Annotated in this window: 15 protein-coding genes; 13 read left to right on the plus strand and 2 right to left on the minus strand. The window is 42.7% G+C overall.

Going from position 1 to position 20,317, the window contains the following annotated elements; all coding sequences use genetic code 11:
* Nucleotides 1–82 precede the first annotated feature (82 nt).
* The 9 genes from CFS04_RS11725 to CFS04_RS11765 all read left to right on the plus strand — a co-directional run bounded on the left by CFS04_RS11725 (nt 83) and on the right by CFS04_RS11765 (nt 9,533).
* Nucleotides 83–853, plus strand: a complete 771-nt coding sequence (locus tag CFS04_RS11725; protein ID WP_088810874.1) for an ABC transporter ATP-binding protein — start codon at nt 83–85, stop codon at nt 851–853.
* A complete protein-coding gene (locus CFS04_RS11730) occupies nt 840–2,819 on the plus strand; it encodes an ABC transporter permease (protein WP_088810875.1) in 1,980 nt (659 codons plus the stop codon). Before CFS04_RS11725 ends, CFS04_RS11730 begins: the two co-directional genes overlap by 14 nt.
* Before the next feature lie 159 nt (nt 2,820–2,978).
* Nucleotides 2,979–3,656, plus strand: a complete 678-nt coding sequence (locus tag CFS04_RS11735; RefSeq protein WP_088810876.1) for a response regulator transcription factor — start codon at nt 2,979–2,981, stop codon at nt 3,654–3,656.
* Between the two features lie 75 nt (nt 3,657–3,731).
* The gene (locus tag CFS04_RS11740; RefSeq protein WP_088810877.1) at nt 3,732–4,622 is read left to right on the plus strand and encodes an NAD-dependent epimerase/dehydratase family protein; all 891 of its coding nucleotides are present in this window, start codon (nt 3,732–3,734) and stop codon (nt 4,620–4,622) included.
* Between the two features lie 16 nt (nt 4,623–4,638).
* Nucleotides 4,639–5,100 (plus strand): hypothetical protein, encoded by a 462-nt coding sequence (locus tag CFS04_RS11745; protein ID WP_088810878.1) that lies wholly within the window; start codon nt 4,639–4,641, stop codon nt 5,098–5,100.
* Between the two features lie 15 nt (nt 5,101–5,115).
* Complete coding sequence (gene ade, locus CFS04_RS11750) at nt 5,116–6,858, plus strand: adenine deaminase (protein WP_088810879.1); 1,743 nt, start codon at nt 5,116–5,118, stop codon at nt 6,856–6,858.
* A gap of 5 nt (nt 6,859–6,863) precedes the next feature.
* Nucleotides 6,864–7,931: a sensor histidine kinase gene (locus CFS04_RS11755; protein WP_088810880.1), complete on the plus strand. Its 1,068-nt coding sequence runs from the start codon at nt 6,864–6,866 to the stop codon at nt 7,929–7,931.
* Complete coding sequence (locus tag CFS04_RS11760; protein WP_088810881.1) at nt 7,916–9,016, plus strand: iron-containing alcohol dehydrogenase family protein; 1,101 nt, start codon at nt 7,916–7,918, stop codon at nt 9,014–9,016. The genes CFS04_RS11755 and CFS04_RS11760 overlap by 16 nt, the downstream gene beginning before the upstream one ends.
* A 1-nt stretch (nt 9,017) precedes the next feature.
* Nucleotides 9,018–9,533 (plus strand): GNAT family N-acetyltransferase, encoded by a 516-nt coding sequence (locus CFS04_RS11765; protein WP_088810882.1) that lies wholly within the window; start codon nt 9,018–9,020, stop codon nt 9,531–9,533.
* A gap of 96 nt (nt 9,534–9,629) precedes the next feature.
* Here the strand turns inward: CFS04_RS11765 and CFS04_RS11770 are convergent, their stop codons facing one another.
* Entirely contained in the window at nt 9,630–10,520 is an 891-nt protein-coding gene (locus CFS04_RS11770; protein ID WP_088810883.1) for a LysR family transcriptional regulator, read from the minus strand.
* Between the two features lie 179 nt (nt 10,521–10,699).
* Between CFS04_RS11770 and gltB the strand changes: the two genes are divergently transcribed.
* The 3 genes from gltB (at nt 10,700) to CFS04_RS13185 (ending at nt 17,145) form a co-directional block, all read left to right on the plus strand.
* Nucleotides 10,700–15,286 carry a glutamate synthase large subunit gene (gltB, locus tag CFS04_RS11775; protein WP_088810884.1) on the plus strand — a complete coding sequence of 1,529 codons (4,587 nt, stop codon included), beginning with the start codon at nt 10,700–10,702 and terminating at the stop codon, nt 15,284–15,286.
* A gap of 14 nt (nt 15,287–15,300) precedes the next feature.
* Nucleotides 15,301–16,770, plus strand: coding sequence for a glutamate synthase subunit beta (locus CFS04_RS11780; protein ID WP_088810885.1), 1,470 nt, complete (start codon nt 15,301–15,303; stop codon nt 16,768–16,770).
* Between the two features lie 285 nt (nt 16,771–17,055).
* Nucleotides 17,056–17,145, plus strand: coding sequence for a putative holin-like toxin (locus tag CFS04_RS13185; RefSeq protein ID WP_220387118.1), 90 nt, complete (start codon nt 17,056–17,058; stop codon nt 17,143–17,145).
* Between the two features lie 273 nt (nt 17,146–17,418).
* Here the strand turns inward: CFS04_RS13185 and CFS04_RS11785 are convergent, their stop codons facing one another.
* Nucleotides 17,419–18,171, minus strand: coding sequence for a MurR/RpiR family transcriptional regulator (locus tag CFS04_RS11785; protein WP_088810886.1), 753 nt, complete (start codon nt 18,169–18,171; stop codon nt 17,419–17,421).
* Nucleotides 18,172–18,303: 132 nt separating this feature from the next.
* On the opposite strand from CFS04_RS11785, the gene CFS04_RS11790 reads away from it, so the two are divergent.
* Nucleotides 18,304–20,289: a fructose-specific PTS transporter subunit EIIC gene (locus CFS04_RS11790; RefSeq protein ID WP_088810887.1), complete on the plus strand. Its 1,986-nt coding sequence runs from the start codon at nt 18,304–18,306 to the stop codon at nt 20,287–20,289.
* The last annotated feature ends 28 nt before the right edge of the window (nt 20,290–20,317 follow it).

Here is a 20,317-nt window from a genome sequence, read left to right on the forward strand (position 1 = left end):
CTTTCTACAACTATAGACCTTGTTCAAATCTTTCGGTATACTGTAAAATAACACGAGATGACTGAATATCAGGAGGAAAACGATGGAAGATTTAATTTTAAAAGCCCATAAAGTGCGTAAAGTTTACGGGTCAAAAGGAAGTCTTTTTCCTGCTTTAAATAGTATTTCTTTAGAGGTGAGAAAGGGGGAGTTTGTTAGTGTCATGGGACCGTCTGGTGCGGGAAAGTCGACACTTTTAAACGTGCTGTCATCAATTGATGGCCCCACTTCTGGTGAAATTGAAATTAACGGGAAGTCACTTTCCGATATGCGCCAAAAGGAATTGGCGATGTTTAGGCGGGACCAATTAGGCTTTATTTTTCAAGATTATAATTTATTAGAAACGATGTCGCTAAAAGATAATATCGTGTTGCCGCTTTCTTTAAATCGTGTGCCACCTATTGAAATTGAAGTGCGTTTTGAAGAGATTGCAAGGCAATTTGGCATTTATGATTTGCGTGATAAATTTCCAAGTGAAGTTTCAGGCGGCCAAAAACAACGCACAGCAGTTTGCCGCGCGATGATTACAAAGCCAGCGCTTATTTTTGCGGATGAACCAACCGGTGCACTTGATTCAAAGGCGGCAACGAACTTATTGGAAGGTTTAAAGCAAGCGAAAGAACAAGGAAGTGCTACGATTTTAATGGTCACGCACGATGCTTTTGCGTCAAGCTATTCAGACCGCGTCTTATTTATTAAAGATGGTGAAATCTATACTGAAATTCACCGCGGTAAAACGACGCGCAAACAATTTTTTCAAAAAATATTAGATGTGCTGGCGATGCTTGGCGGTGAAGCTGATGACGCTTTTTAAAATTGCTGTCACCAACATGCGAAAAAATTTCAACCAATATTTGATTTACTTCATTAGTATTGCGATTAGCGTATTAATTTATTTTACCTTTATGTCGCTTTCGCAAAATCCGCTTATAAATAAAATTTTCAAAAACTGGGAAGTTGTTGGGAACTCTTTATTTTCATCAGCGGGCGTCATTCTTATTTTATTTGTCGGCTTTTTCATTTTTTATTCGAATAGCTACTTTTTAAAAAAAAGAAAAAGGGAATTTGGCTTGTACGCTTTGCTCGGTTTAAGAAGAGGGCAAATTAGTATTATTATTATTTTTGAAAATTTGTTAACTTATTTGCTCGCGCTTGTGGCGGGGATTTTGACAGGTATTTTCTTTTCTAAACTGTTCATTATGCTCCTCTTTTGGATTGTCAACTTACGCGTAGATACACAGCTAATTGTGTCTACTAAGGCGATTACAGACACCATCTATACTTTCCTCCTCATCATGGGCGTCACGTCAGTCTATGCGGTGTACATCATTTTTCGCTACAGTTTGCTCGAACTCTTTAAATCCGAAACACGCGAGAAACGTGTAAAAGGCTCGCTCATGTTGACCATTGCCGGACTCCTTTTCATCGTCTTTGGCTATTGTTTAGCACTTCAAATCGTTGTAAATTCTTCTTTTTGGGAAAAAGTAGGATTTGGCAACTGCATTTTATTGATCCTTGGGTCAGTTATATTGGGAACATGGATTTTTATTCGCTACTCCATGCCACTCGGGTTACGTTATTTTTATAACTTTAAAAAGGCCTATTATCGCGGAACAAATTTAATCACCGTCACATCCCTTCGCTACCGCATGAAAAAAAATGCCAATACATTAGCCATGATTGCCGTTTTAAGTGCCACAACTTTAACTATCATCGGCGCTATTAGTAGCTTCTATTACATCACCATCGATCAAGTGCAAAAAGAAAATCCAAGTAGTTATCAACTTTTAAATTTAACACCAAATAAAGAAGCTGAAGTGGAGCGGATTATTAAGCGCGATAAGAATCATAATTTAAATTACATGACAAGAAGTGCTTATATTGATGCTTACGTTGAGCAAGAACTCGACCAAATGCCGTATGATTACTATCAAAATAAAGCTACGTTTTCTTTCATTACAGAATCAGAATTTAATCGTCTTAATTTAGTAGAAAACAGGAATAATAAACCCATTAAAAATTTAAAAACGGGTGAAGCTGTTTTTGTTGGAAAATCAATGAGCAATGTACGTGATAAGCGTGTACAACAATTGCTAGGCGAAGAATTTAAAATTGTTTCAACCGATAAAACAAAAAAACTAGGCGATGTCACGATTACCGATTTTCGCTATTATCCGATTTTTAATGCTGGTTTTGCAGATGCGATGCTTGTTGTTAGTGATGCGTTTTATAATCAACTTACAGGAGAGTTACGCACGCAAAAAGTTTCCATCTATGATGTGACAGAAGTCGATCATTCCGAAGCTTTAGGAAATAAAATTCAAATGGCCACAGAAGGAAAAATAAATCTATGGTCGGAAAACTTTTCAAGCTATTATTCCAACTATCACATGGTGTCGATTTTAATGGGAACGATTCTTTATATTGGCGTCTTTATTGGACTGGTTTTCTTCATGGCAACAGGCAGTATCATTTACTTTAAACAAGTGACGGACGCCTATTTAGAGCAAAATCAATTTACGACACTCTTTAAACTGGGCTTAACGCGAAAAGAATTAAGGCGTGTTGTTTCTAGACAAATTGCGCCAATGTTTATTATTCCGCTCTTACTTGGCCTTTCACACAGCATGATTGCCATGATTGGGCTATCAAGAAATATCGATTATAGCTTGCAGTGGCCTGTCATTATCGTCACAAGTGTGTACTGCATTTTTTATGGTTTTTATTACTGGATTTGTGTGAACAGCTACATGAATATTGTCACGCGTTTCCGCCATTAATTGGTAAAAATAACGATAATCAGCTAAAATAGAGAAGAGCGAAATTTTACTTTAAAGCAGGTGATTTCATTATCCGGTGATGGAGACAGATACGCGCTGCGAAATGAAATACAAATAGAACTGGTCGTGTGGTGTTAGTTTGAAATTGGAGGCAAAACGATGGTTAAAGTTTATATTGTAGAAGATGATTTAGTCATTCGCGATACGATTCAAAAACATTTGATGAAGTGGGGCTTTGATATTCACACCGTAGAGGATTTTAATAACATTTTAAATGAGTTTTTAGAATTCGAACCACAATTGGTTATTTTAGATGTGAATTTGCCATACTTTGATGGTTTTTACTGGTGCAATCAAATTCGCGAAGTTTCGAACGTACCTATTATTTTCTTGTCTTCTAGAAATTCGCGTATGGATCAAATTATGGGCATGAATATGGGGGCAGATTATTATATTGAAAAACCTGTCGATTTGGACGTTTTAATGGCGCGAATTAATGCGCTTCTGCGGCGTACTTATTCGTATGCTGAACTTGAAGAGCCCAATGTCATGGAACATAATAATGTCTTTTTGCATATCGACACAAACACGCTTACTTTTCTTGATGAAAAGATTGAGCTGACTAAAAATGAGTTTTTAATTTTATATGAATTAATGAAACAAAAAGGCAGTATTGTTAGCCGTGACGAAATCATGCGTGCACTTTGGGAAGATGAAAGTTTTGTGGACGACAATACGCTTACCGTTAATGTTGTGCGCATTCGTAAAAAACTTGCCGAAATTGGCTTAGATGATTTCATTAAGACGAAAAAAGGGCAGGGCTATATGATTGAATAAATTGGAGGAAGTAGGTTTCTTTTGCTACGAGAAACTTTTACTTCCTGTTTTTACATAAAAAAAGGAGGGGTTTGGATGAAGGTTTTAGTTTTAGGTGGTACGCGTTTTTTTGGTAAGCGTCTTGTGGATATTTTGCAAGCGGAGGGGCACCGTGTGACGATTGTGACGCGCGGCAAGGCGGATGTGACTATTCCAGCTGGTGTGAGGCATTTAAAATTAAATCGCGAGCGGCGCGAAGATTTATTTCAACTGGCAAATGAACAATTTGATGTAATTTATGACAATATTTGTTTTTCACCGCAAGATGCGCTTTATTTAATTCAAGCCTTTAAAGGCAAGAAAACGCGGCTGATTTATACGTCCTCTCTTTCGGTTTACGGGATAAAAGGACGGGCGCTTTTGGAAGAAGATTTTGATAGCAAGCACTACGAAATTATTCTTGGCGACCGCATGGACTTTGATTACGGCGAAGGGAAGCGTCTCGGCGAAGCGGTATATTGCCAGAAAGCGGATTTCGACGTGGTCGCTGTACGTTTTCCAATCGTGCTTGGCGCCGATGATTACACGAAGCGTCTGCAATTTCATACATCAAGAATCATGAATGGTACAGAAATCGGGCTCCAAAACGAGGAGGCGGAAATCGGGTTTATTACCTCAGACGAAGCTGCGCGGTTTCTTGCGTTTATCGGCACGAAGTCAGACTTTACTGGCCCGATAAACGCGGCGTCAAATGGTGTTTACAAGCTTAGCGAATTAATCGAAACATTAGAAACAATTACGCAGAAAAAAGCGCATGTTGCTGATGTTTCGGAAACTGATGATGAAAACGAATCGCCGTTTGATATTCCGAAATCGTATTATTTAGACAATACAAAAGCTAAAAATCTTGGCTTCATCTTTCAAGATGTCCATGACTGGCTACCAGTTGTTGCCAAAGAACAAATGCTAGCGAAAGATTTTAAATAAGAAAGAAGAGAAGACGATGCTAACTTTTGAAGAGAAAAAACAAATTATTTCCCGGTATACCCAATTAGAGGAAAAAGCGATTTCGCTTGGGCGTGTGAATTATCATTATCCAGAAAGTAAACGTGATAAGTCCATCTTAATTAAACATTTACATCCTAACGGAAATGGCTATGTGTATGCGCCGTATTTAGATGCGGATACGCTTGATAAACAAGGTTATTTCAACGTTTTTGAAGCAAACGAATCCGAATTAGTCGGGCTCATCGAAGCCGCAATCGCATATATGGATAGCGACGGGGATATATTCCAAGAAGGGCAAGAAATAACGTATGTTGATGAATTTAATGAAAAATTGTCCTTAATTTATGAAAATAAAATGTGGATTGTTTACGCTTTCGAAAATGTGGAAGCGATATTCCCAACGATTGAAGCCGCGGAAAGCTATTTAAACGACGAAGGTTTTTTTGAACAAAAATAAGAGGAGGATTTCGAGTTGGAAACAGTTCAAAGTTTACGTGAGCGCATTGCCGTCAGTGATCATCGGGCGAAGGCGGATTGTATTATTAAAAATGGTCGAATTATCAACGTCTTTACAGGAGAAATTATGGAGGGCGACATTGCCATTAAAAACGGTTATATCGCCGGCATTGGCTCGTTTGAAGAGGCTGCTAAAATTATTGATGCGAAAGGGCAATATATCGCGCCTGGCTTTATAGATGCCCACGTCCATGTGGAGAGCGCCATGATTACACCGAGCGAGTTTGCCCGTGTACTTTTGCCAAATGGTGTCACAACGATTGTGACGGACCCACATGAAATCGCCAATGTGGCAGGCGTTCCGGGAATCGAATTTATGCTAGCAGATGCAGAAGACGCGCCAATCGATATGTTTGTCATGTCACCATCTTCTGTCCCAGCAACGCCCCAAGAAAACAACGGGGCCACACTTCTTGCGGAAGATTTAAAGCCGCTTTATACACATGAGAAAGTCATTGGGCTTGCGGAAGTGATGGATTTTCCGTCGGTCGCATCAGGCTCGGCTGATATTTTACAGAAAATCATTGATGCGAAAGCGAATGGCGGGCGCATTGATGGGCACGGGGCCGGCTTAACGCGCGATAACTTGAATAATTATTTGGCGGCTGGGATTCGGACGGACCATGAAAGTACGACGCGCGATGAGGCGCTAGACCGCGTTCAGGCGGGCATGTTTGTCATGCTTCGTGAAGGAACAGTTGGACGCGATTTAGAAAAAGCGATTCAGGCTGTGCGAATTGAAAACAGTCACCGTTTTTGTTTTTGTACAGATGATAAATTAATTCCGGATTTAGTTCGGGAGGGGTCGATTAATTACAATATTCGGCTTGCGATTGCGCACGGTATTGCGCCGATTACAGCGATTCAAATGGCAACAATTAATGCTGCAAACTGTCATAATTTACCTTATTTGGGGGCGGTTGCAGCCGGCTACCAAGCGGATCTTGTTTTCCTCGAACGCTTGGAGGATGTTGCGATTACAAAAGTTTTCAAAAAAGGAGAGCTACTCGTTCAGGACGGCATTCGTTTGGAAGAAAAATTCGGAAAAGCGGATACCAATTTTGTATCGCCAAAAATCACACATCGCTTAACGAAAAAAGATTTGCGACTCACTTTGAAATCGGAAAACGTACGCGTGATGGGCATGTTGCCAAACAGTTTATTCACCGAGCGTTTAACCGCCACTGTGGACCTCAAAAACGGCGAATTTGTTCCCGACGCTTCCCGCGATTTAGCTAAAATGGTCGTTGTGGAGCGGCATAAAGGAACGGAAAATGTTGGCCTAGGCATTGTGAAAGGTTTCGGTATGCAAAACGGCGCCATTGCGACCACTGTAGCCCATGATTCTCATAATATTGTGGCGGTTGGTATGAATGATGCGGACATTGATTTTGCGATTCGTCGTTTAACGGAAATTGGCGGCGGCGTTGTCGTTGTTGCAAATGGCAAATTGCTTGGCGAGTTGCGCCTCGAAATTGCGGGCCTACTTACACATGCCCCGTTTGAAAAAGTGCAAGCCGATTTAGAAACGCTTTTAAGTGTGTTCCAGACGATTAGTCAGGCGCGCGGATTTGATCCGTTTCTTACGCTATCGTTTCTTACTTTGCCTGTCATTCCAGAATATAAACTTACCGATCAAGGGCTGTTTGATTTCCAAAAATTTGATTTTGTTCCACTTGAAATTGACGAGAAAGGGTGAGCTAAATGACTTGGTGGCGCTATGTACGCGATAAACGCTTTTTCTTATTTTTCTTTTTCATCGTCATGTTTTTTGTTGGTCTTTTAATTTACATTGATCCAAACAGTAAACTAACACTCGGCAATATTATTTATTTATACTTTTTCGTGTTCATGTTTTTAGTCGCCTATCTGATTCTCGGCTATATTTTTAAATATCGGTACTGGCAAGAAATGAAAGAGCTTGTTGATGGGGAAATCGATGAAAATATTATCGAACTCTTACCGAAACCGCGTACGAGCGAGCAAGCTTTCTTCAATGAACTGATGCGCAAAAAGCATCGAGAAGAACAAAAAACGGTGACGGCGCTTCAAGATAAGCAAGAAGAATATCATGATTTTATTTTATACTGGGTGCATGAAGTTAAGACACCACTTGTGGCTAGTAAAATGCTGATTAAAAATCCGGATTTGAATGATACTGCAACGATTTTTTCGAAAGTCGATGAGGAGCTTGACCGGGTGGATCAATTAGTGATGCAAGCCCTGTACTTCTCCCGGCTTGACACATTTGCAAAAGACTATTTTATCCAAGAACAAAATCTTGGAAGTGTTGTTAGGGAGTCGATTAAGCGCCATTCTCGGCTGTTTATTTCCGGGAAGAAAAAGCTTTCGATGGACGATGTGAACGTTGATGTGCGGACGGACAGCAAGTGGCTTGGGTTTATTTTGGACCAGATTATTTCAAATGCTTTGAAGTATACGCCTGAGGGTGGCGAAGTGAAGATTTGGTGTGAGGAGGAAAAAGAGCGCATCGATTTGCATATTTGGGATAACGGTCGTGGCATTAGTGAAGAAGATTTGCCGCGCGTGTTTGAGCAAGGCTTCACGGGCATGATTGGTCGGAAAGAAAAGAAAGCGACGGGCATTGGGCTTTATTTGGCGAAACAAATGGCGAAAAAGCTCGGACACAGCGTGGAAATTAAATCGAGTGAAGGAGAGTTCACGGAGCTCATTCTTCACTTTGCAAGAAAAGCAGACTATTTATTAGTGGCAAAAGATTTGGAGGAGGATTCATCATGGTTGAAGAATTGATTGTACGCGGAGCACCGCAAGAATATGTTTGTACAACGGGCGCATGGAAAACGCTACCGGAACATTTAAAAAGACGTCGTTTGGAAAAAGTCCTCGTTTTGCATGGCGACAAGTCATGGGAAGTGGCTGAGGAGAAATTTCCTGATTTGCCAGAGGTGACCGTTTCATTTGAACAATATAATGGCGACTGCACCTACGAAGAGCGCGACCGAATTGTTCGCCTCGTTCAAGAAAAACAATTTGAAGCGATTATTGCAGTTGGCGGTGGGAAAATAACGGACTTAGCGAAAGCGGCTGCGCATGTGTTACGCATGCCGGTGCTTATTTTACCGACTCTTGCTTCGACTTGTGCGGCAGCGACACCGCTTAGCGTCATGTATGATCAAAACGGCGCTATGATTTGCTACGATGTGTTCCCTGAAAGCAACGCGCTTGTTTTAATTGAGCCGGAAATCATTTTGCATTCTCCGATCTCGCTAATGATTGCTGGAATTGGTGATACGCTTGCGAAATGGTACGAGGCGGATGTCATCATTTCCCAGCTGGAAAATCTGCCGGTTGAAGTTGAAATTGCTTACTTTGCAGCGAATAAATGTCGGGAAAATCTGTTAGAGCTTAGCGTTTCGGCAATTGCTGCAATGGAAGCGGGCGAATTAAATGATGCGTTTATTAAAACGGTTGAAACGAATATTTTAGTTGCTGGAATGGTGGGTGGCTTTGGTGACCGCTATGGCCGAACGGCTGGCGCACATTCAATTCACGATGCACTCACAATGATTCCAGAAACACATTCTATCTTACATGGGAATAAAGTTGCGTACGGCGTGTTCGTTCAACTCGTTCTTGAAAATCGCTTTGATGAATTGGAACGGTTACTGCCATTTTATACGGCGCTTGGTTTGCCGACTTCACTTGCCGATATGTTGACGGAGTCACTTTCTGAAAGCGATATACGCGCTGTTTCAACTCGTGCGACAGAGGCGGGCGAAACAATTCATATGATGCCGGGTGAAATAACTGCGGATAAAGTCGAGCAAGCGATACTTGGGCTTGAAAAATATCGAATGGAAAAGCAGGTTAGATAAAATGAACATACGGATAGAAACGCAGGAGGAAAATCGGGAAATTTTTGAGATTCATAAACGCGCTTTTGGTCGCGAAGATGAAGCTAAGTTAGTGGATTTAATTCGTGAAACGGAGCAGTATGTCTGTGACCTTTCACTTGTCGCTGAAACGTTAGACGGACAACTTGTCGGTCACGCCTTGCTTAGTGAAATTTTTCTTGAAAGAGAAGGGGAAACACGCGTTTTACTTGGTCTTGCACCGGTTTCGGTGTTGCCAGAATTTCAAGGCGAAGGGGTCGGGAGTGCGCTCATTGAGGAGGGCATTCGGCTTTCGCGTGCCAAAGCATATCCGGGAATTATCGTGCTCGGCCATGCGTCTTACTATCCTAAATTTGGTTTTAAGAAAGCTGCTGATTTTGGGATTTCTGCACCGTTTGATGTCCCGGAAGAAAACTTTTTAGCGCTTGAATTGTATCCGGGCGGCTTAACTGATTTTAGCGGAGAAGTGCGCTATCCCGATGCGTTTAACCAAGTGTAAAGGAGTGCGAAAAAAAGAGGCATAAATTCAGTAACAACCATGTTTGAAATGGAATGGTTACTTGGATGTATGCTTCTTTATTTTGATGCGAAAAATCTATTTGCTTTGGAAAAATTCTAAAATAAAATCGTGAAATAGTCGTTCGGATGGAGATAAATTGCGTTTTTTGGTGGTGATGAGGCCGACTGAACGGCGTAAGTCCTTGTCGCGCAAAGGGATGCTGATGGTTTCTTTGAAGATGGCACCGTCTAAAATCATTTCTGGGAGAATGGAGATGCCGAGTCCAGCGCCGACTAGGCCTTGAATTGTGTAGAAATCGGTGCTTTGAAAGGCGATATCAAGCATAATACCTTTTTTTTCGGCGGACTTTTGGACGATTTGGAATAAATCGAAGTCGCTCGGATAAAGGATAAATTTTTCTTGGACGAGGTCTTGAAGCGTTAACGTCTGCTCGCTGCTTAGCGGATGCGTTTTTGGGACGATTACTTTTAATTTTTCATCAAAGAAGCGGGTTGTGTGAAAAAATTCAGATTCAGCTGGAACGGGTGACAAAAACGTGAAGTCGAGGTCGCCAGAGTGTAGCATGTTTGTGAGTTCTGCGTTTGAGCCTTCCAGAAATTGATAGGAAATGTCGGGATATTTTTCCCGAAACTTGGAAATGACGGCGGGTAAAACTTTTGTTGCGAGCGAGTTAGGGAGCCCGACGCGCACGGTTCCAAGTGTTGGGTTGGTATACTCGGTAACAATGGATTCTGCTTTTTGGAGTTCATTGAAGGCGCGCTTGGCTTGTTCAAGAAAATCTCTCCCAACATTTGTAAGGCGCATATTTCGGCCGACGCGTTCAAACAGCGCCACGCCGAGTTCATCTTCGAGTTTAATAATCTGCCTACTGACGGCAGATTGGGCGACGTGTAAATTTTCGGATGCTTGCGTCATATGTTCGACTCTTGCGACTTCCATAAAATATTTTAATTGGCGTAGTTCCACGTTAAACACTTCTTTCGTTCTCAAAATGAGATTGTTTTATTCTATTATATATATTGTTTCGATAAATGAAAAGGGATAAAATAGAACTTACACAAAACGTCACTTGATGGGAGAGAATTTTCTATCAATTTAGTTTATTCCGTCAATAAAGAGAGGCGGATGCTGGAGGAGGAATTTGAATGAGAAATGTAGGATTGCCAAAAAAACATGGTTTATATAATCCAGAAAATGAGCATGATGCTTGTGGAATCGGTTTTGTGGCGAATGTACAAAATAAAAGTTCGCATAAAATTGTGGAGCAAGGGATTCACATGTTATGCCAGCTTAAACACCGCGGTGGTGAGGTTGGCGGAGATACGGGTGATGGCGCTGGCATTTTACTTGAAATTTCAGATGCTTTTTTTAGAAAAGTTTGTTCTGAAGAGGGCATTTCACTTCCAGAAAAATTTAAATATGCGGTGGGCATGATTAATTTTCCGCAAGATGAATTTGAACGCACAAAGCTGATGGAACGGTTTGCGGCAATTGTTTCGGAAGAAGGGCAAACGTTTCTTGGCTACCGAAAAGTGCCAACCGATGCAACGAAAATTGGCGCGGGCGCGAAACAGACGGAGCCGGCAATTTACCAGATTTTTATTGAACAGGAAGAAGCACGTTCTGAAAAGGAATTTGAACGCGCGCTTTATTTGATACGGAAACAAATTGAAAATTTTGCAAAGACACTTGACTTAGAAGGGACTTTTTACGTGCCGAGTTTATCAACTCGGACAGTGATTTATAAAGGGATGTTACTGCCAGAGCAGATTAGCGCGTATTATTTGGACCTCGCAAGCCAAGAATACACGTCGGCTTTTGCGCTCGTTCATTCGCGCTTTTCGACGAACACATTTCCAAGCTGGGAGCGGGCGCATCCTTACCGCTACTTGATTCATAACGGTGAAATCAACACACAACGCGGCAATGTGAACTGGATGAAGGCTCGTGAGAAACGCGCAGAAAGTCCACTTTTTGGCAAAAAGCTCGGTCAGGTTTTGCCAATCATTGATGAAGCAGGTAGCGACTCGGCCACGCTTGATAATGCGCTTGAATTCCTCGTGCAAACAGGGCGGGCGCTCCCGCACGCGGCAATGATGCTCATTCCGGAGCCGTGGGATAAAAACAAAAATATGTCGGAGGAAAAACGTGCGTTTTATGAGTATCACGCGACACTCATGGAACCATGGGACGGACCGACTTCGATTTCCTTCACGGACGGCCGCGTCATTGGGACAATTTTAGATCGCAACGGCTTGCGTCCGGCTCGTTATTATTTGACGAAAGACGGGACAATCATTTATTCGTCGGAAACAGGTGTTGTGCCAGTTGATGAAGCAGACGTTGTGAAAAAAGAAACCGTTGGCGCTGGCCAAATGCTGCTCATTGATTTGGAGCAAGGGCGTATCATTCCGGACGCCGAGCTTAAAGGGGCATTAGAATCGGCGGAACCATATGCGGACTGGCTTGAAAATCTAACCGATATTTCCGAGCTCACGAAAGATGTAAAAGAGGATTTCGTGCCGCTCACAAAATCGGCTTGTTTTAAACTCGAGCAGGCTTTTGGCTACACGCAGGACGAGTTGAACAAAATTTTAATTCCGATGGTGACGGAGAAAAAAGATCCGATGGGCGCAATGGGGTACGACGCGCCGCTTGCCGTGCTTTCGAAACGACCACAACTTTTGTTTAATTACTTCAAGCAACTATTTGCGCAGGTGACGAATCCGCCTATCGACGGACTTCGCGAGGAAACGGTTGTGTCGACGATGACGCTTCTAGGCGACGAAGGAAATATTTTAGCTCCTGGCGCACAAAACGCTAATCGAATCCGCTTGAAAACGCCAATTTTGACGCGTAAGGAATATGCGGCCCTAAAAAACCAAACTAAATTTAGCGAAGCCACGACGATTTTACCGATGCTGTTCAAACAAGAAGAATGCGAGTCGCTAGATGCGCGCTTAAACATTCTTTTTACCCAAGTAGAAGAAGCCATTCAAGCAGGTAGCAAGCTCATTGTTTTAACGGACGAAGGGACGAACGCCGATTGGATTGGTATTCCGTCACTCCTTGCGGTAAGTGGTTTGCATCAACATTTGATTCAAAAAGGTTTGCGGACGAAAGCGAGCCTCATCGTGAAAACAGCCGAGGCGCGTGACGTTCATCAATGCGCAACACTTATTGGCTATGGTGCGGATGCGATTTTCCCGTATCTTGCGCTGCACGCTTTCCATGATTTAATTGAGCAAGGTCGCATGAAAGGTTTTACGCTTGATGAAGCGGAAACGAGATACATGGAGGCGCTCACAGACGGAATTTTAAAAGTGATGTCGAAAATGGGAATTTCCACTGTGCAAAGTTACCGCGGAGCACAAATTTTTGAAGCGATTGGCATTGGCGCTGACGTAACAGAGAAATATTTCCCTGGGACGGCAAGCGTATTATCTGGCATCCCGCTTGATATTATTGCGAAAGAAGCGTGGCTCCGCCATAGACAAGCGTTTCACGATATTGGCTATCAGGCGTTTACGCTAGATTCAGGCGGTGAATACCAGTGGCGTTCAAACGGCGAATATCACGTCTATAATCCGCTTGCGATTCACTCCTTGCAACGCGCGACACGCGAAAATGACCGCGAAGCTTACGAACTATACTCCGATTTAATGCAAAATCAAAATCAAGCTTTTCTACGTGGCTTGTTTGATATAAAAAGTGATCGTAAGCCCGTTCCTATCGAGGAAGTTGAACCAGCCGAAGCGATTTTTAAACGGTTTAAAACGGGTGCGATGTCTTACGGTTCGATTAGCCAAGAAGCCCACGAAGCGCTCGCTGTAGCAATGAATCGCCTTGGTGGCAAAAGCAATAGCGGTGAGGGCGGTGAAAATCCAGCGCGTTTTGTGCGCGATGCAAACGGCGATTTGCGCCGAAGCGCGATTAAACAAGTGGCGTCTGGTCGTTTTGGCGTAACAAGCCATTACTTGGTCAATGCGGAAGAGTTGCAAATTAAAATGGCACAGGGGGCGAAACCAGGCGAAGGAGGACACTTGCCTGGGAAGAAAGTGTATCCATGGATTTCCAAAACACGTGGTTCAACAACTGGAGTCGGCCTCATTTCCCCGCCACCACATCATGATATTTATTCAATTGAAGATTTATCCCAACTTATTTTTGACTTAAAAAACGCGAATCAAAAGGCGCGTATTAATGTGAAACTCGTTTCGAAAACCGGCGTGGGCACAATCGCGTCTGGTGTGGCAAAAGGAAACGCCGATGTCATTTTAGTTAGCGGCTATGAAGGCGGAACAGGTGCTGCTGCCAGAAGTAGCATTCGCCACACTGGTTTACCGTGGGAAATTGGTCTCGCGGAAACACAGCAAACGCTCCTTTTGAATGGCCTTAGAAATCAAGTCACCTTGGAAACAGACGGCAAAATGATGACCGGTAAAGACGTTCTCATCGCGGCATTACTAGGCGCAGAAGAATATGGTTTTGCGACAGCGCCGCTCGTGACACTCGGCTGCGTCATGATGCGCGTTTGTCACATGGATACTTGCCCGGTTGGCGTCGCAACACAAAATCCAGAGCTGCGCAAAAAATTTGCCGGTTCCGCCGACTATGTTGTGAATTTCTTCCAGTTTATCGTTCAAGAAATGCGCGAAATGATGGCGGAACTAGGTTTCCGCACGCTGGACGAACTAATTGGCCAAAAACAATATATCACACTCCACGAACGAAAAGACGCACACTGGAAAGCGAAATATTTGGACTTCAGCAAGTTGCTTTATACAGATGACTTTTACAAAACACAGACGCAAATTTGCACGAAGGCGCAAAATCATAAGTTAGAAGAAACACTTGATGCCCGCCAAATTGTACAGCAAATTCAGCCAGCACTTGAAGCGGGGCAAAAAGTGACGGGGACATTCCCTGTGCGCAACATTGACCGCGCAATTGGCACCATCTCGGGTTCAATGATTAGCGAAAAATTTGGCGCAGAAGGCTTACCGGAAGATACCGTTGATTTGACGTTTATCGGTGTTGCAGGTCAAAGTTTTGGTGCCTTTACGCCAAATGGCATGACACTTCGAATCATAGGCGATGCGAACGATTACTTCGGAAAAGGGCTGTCAGGCGGGAAACTCATCGTCGCACCAAATGACAAGACACCCGTAAATCCGCACGAATCGGCCATCGTCGGCAACGTCACACTTTACGGCGCAACAGGCGGAGAAGCTTATATGTTAGGAAAAGCGGGCGCCAGATTTGCCGTACGAAATAGCGGTGCGACCGCCGTTGTAGAAGGCATCGGTGATAATGGCTGTGAATATATGACAGGTGGTGCCGTAGCCATTCTAGGCGAAGTGGGAGACAATTTCGCAGCGGGAATGTCAGGCGGTGTGGCGTACGTTTATACGCGTGACAAGGAAGCCTTTCATTTGAAGACGAACCACGAACTTGTTTCGGTGCGGAGCGTGTCTTCTGCGCGGGAGGCGAATCGTTTGAAGGATATGCTGATTCGCCATGTCGCCTACACAGGGAGCAAGTTCGCGAAATCCATTTTAGACCAATTTGAAAATGAACTTGAGCATTTCGTGTACGTCATTCCGCATGAATATGAGGCGATTTTGACGCGAATGGAAGAGCTTGAAGCGAGCGGTGAAACGCATGCGGCGGCTGAACTGGCAGCATTTTATGAGCTGACGGGAAATAAAGAGGAAGTTACGGCGCAGTAAAGGAGGCGATGAATTTGGGAAAATCAACTGGTTTTATGGACTATAAACGGATTAAAGCGCCCGTTCGCGATCCGAAAACGCGGACGCGCGACTGGAATGAATATAATCTACCGATGCCGGAACAAGATTTAACGATTCAAGCGGCGCGTTGCATGGACTGCGGTGTCCCGTTTTGTAGCGTTGGCATGGAAATTAAAAACGGCGTATCGGGTTGCCCGCTGAACAATTTGATTCCTGAGTGGAACGATGCGGTTTACCGCGGCGACTGGAAAGAAGCGCTCATGTTGCTTATGAAGACGAACAATTTCCCAGAGTTTACTGGGCGTGTCTGTCCAGCCCCGTGCGAAGGGGCGTGTACGGTCGCGATTTCGGAACCGGCGGTCGGCATTAAATCGATTGAAAAGGAAATCATTGACCGCGGATTTGCCGAAGGGTGGATTCAGCCAGAGCCACCGCAAAATAGGACGGGTAAACGGATTGCCATCATCGGCTCTGGTCCCGCTGGTCTTGCTTGCGCTGATCAGTTAAACAAGGCGGGGCACTTCGTCACGGTTTATGAAAAAAGCGATCGTATCGGCGGCTTGCTCATGTACGGCATCCCAACGATGAAACTCGAGAAAGAATCCGTCATGCGCCGTGTCAATTTGATGGCCGCTGAAGGCGTCGAATTTGTGACAAACGTCAACGCCGGCGTTGACATCACAATGACGGACTTAAAAGCTGAATTCGATGCCGTCGTCCTAGCAACGGGTGCAAGCAAGCCGCGTGATGTTGAAATCCCTGGACGAGAAGCAGCAGGCATTCACATGGCCGTCCCGTACTTGACCGAAAGCATTCGCGACAATCTCGATAACAAGGGCGTTCAAACCCTCTCTGCACAGGGGAAAAAGGTGATTATCATTGGCGGTGGTGACACCGGTGCGGATTGTGTTGCGACAGCCCTTCGGCAAGGTGCAACCTCCATCCACCAATTCGGACACCGCGGTAAGCTTCCGGAACAGCGGACCGGGAAAAACCCGTGGCCTGAATACCCACATATTTTCCAGATGGATTACGCTCACGCTGAAGCGGAAGCCGTTTATGGTGCTGATCCACGCAAGTATTTAATTAGCACAGTCGCGTTTGAAAAAGACGACGCTGGAAACCTAATTGGTCTTCACACTGTTCAAGTGGACCATGATGTAGAGAATCATAAGTACACACAAATACCAGGTACTGAACGTTTCTTTGAAGCCGACATGGTTCTAATTGCCGCTGGATTCGCTGGCGCTACAGATGATATTTTCACGAATTTTAATGTGGGCCAAACAAAGCGCCACACAATTGATGCCGCAAAAGGGTTTTACAGAACGAGTGAGGAAGCAGTATTCGCTTGTGGGGACGCAAGATACGGCCAAAGCCTCGTTGTGACAGCCATTGCAGAAGGCAGAGAAGCTGCGCGTGAGGTTGACTTTTATTTAATGGACGAAACGTTCTTACCATAAGAAAAGCGAAGGATTTGCCTCCTTCGCTTTTTTACGTGGGAAAATAATATTTTAATAGCATACTAGTGAAAATGAACTCAATGAGAGTTTTTTGGAAGAGTTATAACTTTTGAAAAACATGATTACCTCACAAAAATCAATATTCTCCTAGATAAAAGGGGATAGAAAAGAGACTCAATTCGTGTTAAGATAAATGAGCAGAGAAGTAAAGATGGTGGCTGAAATTCCCGAGCAAGGGGGTGAGGCCGATGTTTATTCGAGGTTTCTTCCTGGAAAGGATTAACTGTGTCGGTGTATGAAACGCTAGTGCTGATGATTGCTTTTGCAATGTTAGTATTAGCTGTTCGTGACTCGAACGATAAGCAAAAAAAATAACCATCTAATTCTTTGGACGAAAGGATGGTTATTTATATCATCTAATCAGCCACCATCTTTAATGGCTCTGTGCGGGGATATGTTAGCGCATATCCCTTTTCTTATTTCGAGTATACCACACACTTTCAAAAAAACAAATTCTTTTTAAACGATAAATTACTCCTAAAGTCCAAAAATCCACCGAAAGCCAAGGTGTATTTCAAAATTTAATATAAGCAATAATTGAATAAAGATGAGCAAGAACATAGGAAAGTGGGGGAATGGAATAGTCGATTAATTATCTGCATACTTTTTCAAAAACAGTTCAAGAATCAAATCGATTTGAATCATTAAAAACGAGCGTGAAGTAATATCATAGTTATGAAAAGCATTTGTTGGAATTCCCGCACTAATACTACTAAGCACCAAATTATTTAGTGAATTATTCTTTGCATTTGTCATTGAAAGAATCGGACAGCCAGTTTGTTTTACTTTTTTAGCCGAGGCAAGTAAACTACTCGTTTCACCGCTCATACTGATAAAAATAACCAAATCGTTTCGCTTACAAAGTTGTGGAAGTAAATCAAGCATATGCGATTCATATATATACATGGAAGGACGATTCAGTTGGTACAAGTATTTACTCATATATTCAGCAAGAGGTTTGGTTAAGCCTACTCCGACTATAAACAGACTTTCTGCTTCATAAATGTGCTTTGCAAAATAGTCAATCGATTCTAAAGTTAAAGTTTGCAAAGATTGCTCAAAAAAGCGATGATATTGCGCCACTAAATCCTTCTCTTGAATTTGTACCATTTGCGCAAGCAGCTGATTAATTTCGTATTTAAACTGCGAATATCCTTGAAAGCCAAGTCGCTGAGCTAATCGAATAACTGTAGAATTAGAAGAAGCAATTCGTTTTGCTAAATCCGTCAAATTCATCTGATTCACAAGCTCTGGATGGTTATCAAGGTTAAAAAAAACCGACTTTTCAGATTCACTCAATTCATCGAGATGATTTCCGTAGTAAGCCATTAAAACACCCATTTGTCTTCCCCTTCCTGATTCGTTTCACAGCCCTATTGTAACCTATTCTGGATAATTATCCAAATTCTGAATGAAAATGTTTGCATTTTAGTGATATATTATTTTTATCAAAAGAGCAAAGGAGAAAGTTAAATGAATATTGGAGCGCTAATAGCACCGAATTTAGTTCTTGCGAAGCAACACGTTTCCACAAGAGAAGAAGCGTTGTCGAAACTCGCTCGGCTACTTTTTGAAAACGAATACATCGCAAGCATTGACGAATTTTTAGCCGATGTATATAAACGAGAAGAACATTCCGAAACTGGAATGGAAAATGGTTTAGCTATTCCACATGGAAAAAGTAAAGCTGTTAACAAAGCTGGATTTGCAGTCATGACTCTTGATGAACCAATGAAAAAGGGAGCTTGGCCATCTTTAAATCCTGAAAATAAAGTAGATGTAATCTTTCTTTTAGCCATTCCAGAGAGCGAAGCAGGAACGACACATTTAAAATTGTTGGCTGAGCTAAGCAGTCGATTAGTAGATGAAAATTATCTAAATGCAATCAAGGCAGCAAACTCGTCAGAAGAAATTGTAGCTTTATTATCTGAAGAAAAAGAAGAAAAGACTTCCGAAAAGGTGAATTCGGATAAGTTTCTTTTAGCCATTACTTCTTGTGCAACAGGAATCGCGCATACGTATATGGCAGCTGAAACTTTAGAGAAGAAAGCAACTGAAATGGGCATTAAAATCCATGTTGAAAAACAAGGTGCTAACGGTCTAGAAGATAAAATTACGCCTGAAATGGTGAAAAAAGCTTCAGGCATTATTTTTGCAGTCGATACAAAAGTTAAAGAACGTGAACGCTTTGCAGGTCTGCCTTATGTACAAGTGAAAGTAGCGGAACCTTTAAAACGAAGTGAAGAAATTATTAATCAAGCCTTGAATTCTCCCCAAGGAATTGTAGAGGGGACAGTTGAAGAAATATCAACTAATTCTGGCACGGAAAAGAAAGGAATTAAAAATGAAATCATTACGGCTGTAATGACAGGGATTTCATACATGATTCCACTTCTCGTTGCCGCAGGGTTAATGCTAGGAATTGCGAAACTTGTTTGGAGCTTAGCGCTTGGAATGGATCCAGCCGTTATTGGTGAAGCCGCTTACCGTGATACGGGTGGTCTAGTCACCTTCTTGCATTATCTAGATGCATTCGGAAACTTACTCTTCAAATTTATTTATCCAGTATTTGCAATGTTTGCGGCTTATTCCATTGCAGACCGCCTTGGTTTAGTAGCAGGTTTTGCAGGTGGACTTTTTGCAGGCGGGTTACATTACACATTCTGGGGAATTGATGGCGGAATTCCAAGTGGGTTCTTAGGAGCATTAGTCTTAGGTATTGCGGCAGGTTACTTTTCTCGTTTCTTAAACAACAAGATTAAATTAAGTAAAAATTTAAGCGCTATGAAGCCAATGTTCTTGGTTCCAGGCTTATCGGTACTTTTCATCTTTGTACTCAATATGTATTTCGTGGATCCAGTATTTGGAGCTTTAAATAAATGGATTGCCGATGTGATTACAAATATGAGTGGGGCAGGAGAGATTGGTCTATCAGCAGTTATTGCAGCTGCAACAGCATTCGACTTAGGTGGACCAGTCAATAAAGCAGCCGGTGCAATTGCAATCGGTTTAGCAGCAGATGGCATTTTTCCACTAACTGCCCGTGTACTTGCAATTGTCATTCCGCCACTTGGACTTGGCTTATCTACGATGATCGATCGATTTGTTGTTGGACGACGTGTGTATTCACAAGAGCTACGTGTTGTTGGAGGCACTTCATTCCTACTAGGATTTCTAGCCATTTCAGAAGGTGCAATTCCGTTTATGCTAAGAAATCCGCTGATTACGATTCCTATCAATGTGATTGGGGCTATCGTAGGTTCCTGTACAGCAGTTGCCTTAGGCGCAGTGCAGTGGCTACCACTCCCAGCAGTTTGGGGCTGGCCACTTGTTGAGCATTTACCAGCTTATTTAATTGGCTTGCTTGCAGGGGTTCTTGTAATAGCGTTTGGAAACATCTTTGTAAGATACGCGATTATTAAACGCAAAGAAGCTAAAGGTAAGAAAGTTGATATGTAAAAATCAGAAATGGGGCAAATATTTGTTT

Origin of the sequence: Listeria sp. ILCC796, assembly GCF_900186175.1 — a bacterium.
Classification (GTDB): Bacteria; Bacillota; Bacilli; order Lactobacillales; family Listeriaceae; genus Listeria; species Listeria goaensis.

Excerpts from the sequence above, each read along its gene's own strand:
- CFS04_RS11725 (WP_088810874.1), top strand. The coding sequence starts at position 83 with ATGGAAGATTTAATTTTAAAAGCCCATAAAGTGCGTAAAGTTTACGGG.
- CFS04_RS11730 (WP_088810875.1), top strand. The coding sequence starts at position 840 with ATGACGCTTTTTAAAATTGCTGTCACCAACATGCGAAAAAATTTCAAC.
- CFS04_RS11735 (WP_088810876.1), top strand. The coding sequence starts at position 2,979 with ATGGTTAAAGTTTATATTGTAGAAGATGATTTAGTCATTCGCGATACG.
- CFS04_RS11740 (WP_088810877.1), top strand. The coding sequence starts at position 3,732 with ATGAAGGTTTTAGTTTTAGGTGGTACGCGTTTTTTTGGTAAGCGTCTT.
- CFS04_RS11745 (WP_088810878.1), top strand. The coding sequence starts at position 4,639 with ATGCTAACTTTTGAAGAGAAAAAACAAATTATTTCCCGGTATACCCAA.
- CFS04_RS11755 (WP_088810880.1), top strand. The coding sequence starts at position 6,864 with ATGACTTGGTGGCGCTATGTACGCGATAAACGCTTTTTCTTATTTTTC.
- CFS04_RS11760 (WP_088810881.1), top strand. The coding sequence starts at position 7,916 with ATGGTTGAAGAATTGATTGTACGCGGAGCACCGCAAGAATATGTTTGT.
- CFS04_RS11765 (WP_088810882.1), top strand. The coding sequence starts at position 9,018 with ATGAACATACGGATAGAAACGCAGGAGGAAAATCGGGAAATTTTTGAG.
- gltB (WP_088810884.1), top strand. The coding sequence starts at position 10,700 with ATGAGAAATGTAGGATTGCCAAAAAAACATGGTTTATATAATCCAGAA.
- CFS04_RS11785 (WP_088810886.1), bottom strand. The coding sequence starts at position 18,171 with ATGGGTGTTTTAATGGCTTACTACGGAAATCATCTCGATGAATTGAGT.
- CFS04_RS11790 (WP_088810887.1), top strand. The coding sequence starts at position 18,304 with ATGAATATTGGAGCGCTAATAGCACCGAATTTAGTTCTTGCGAAGCAA.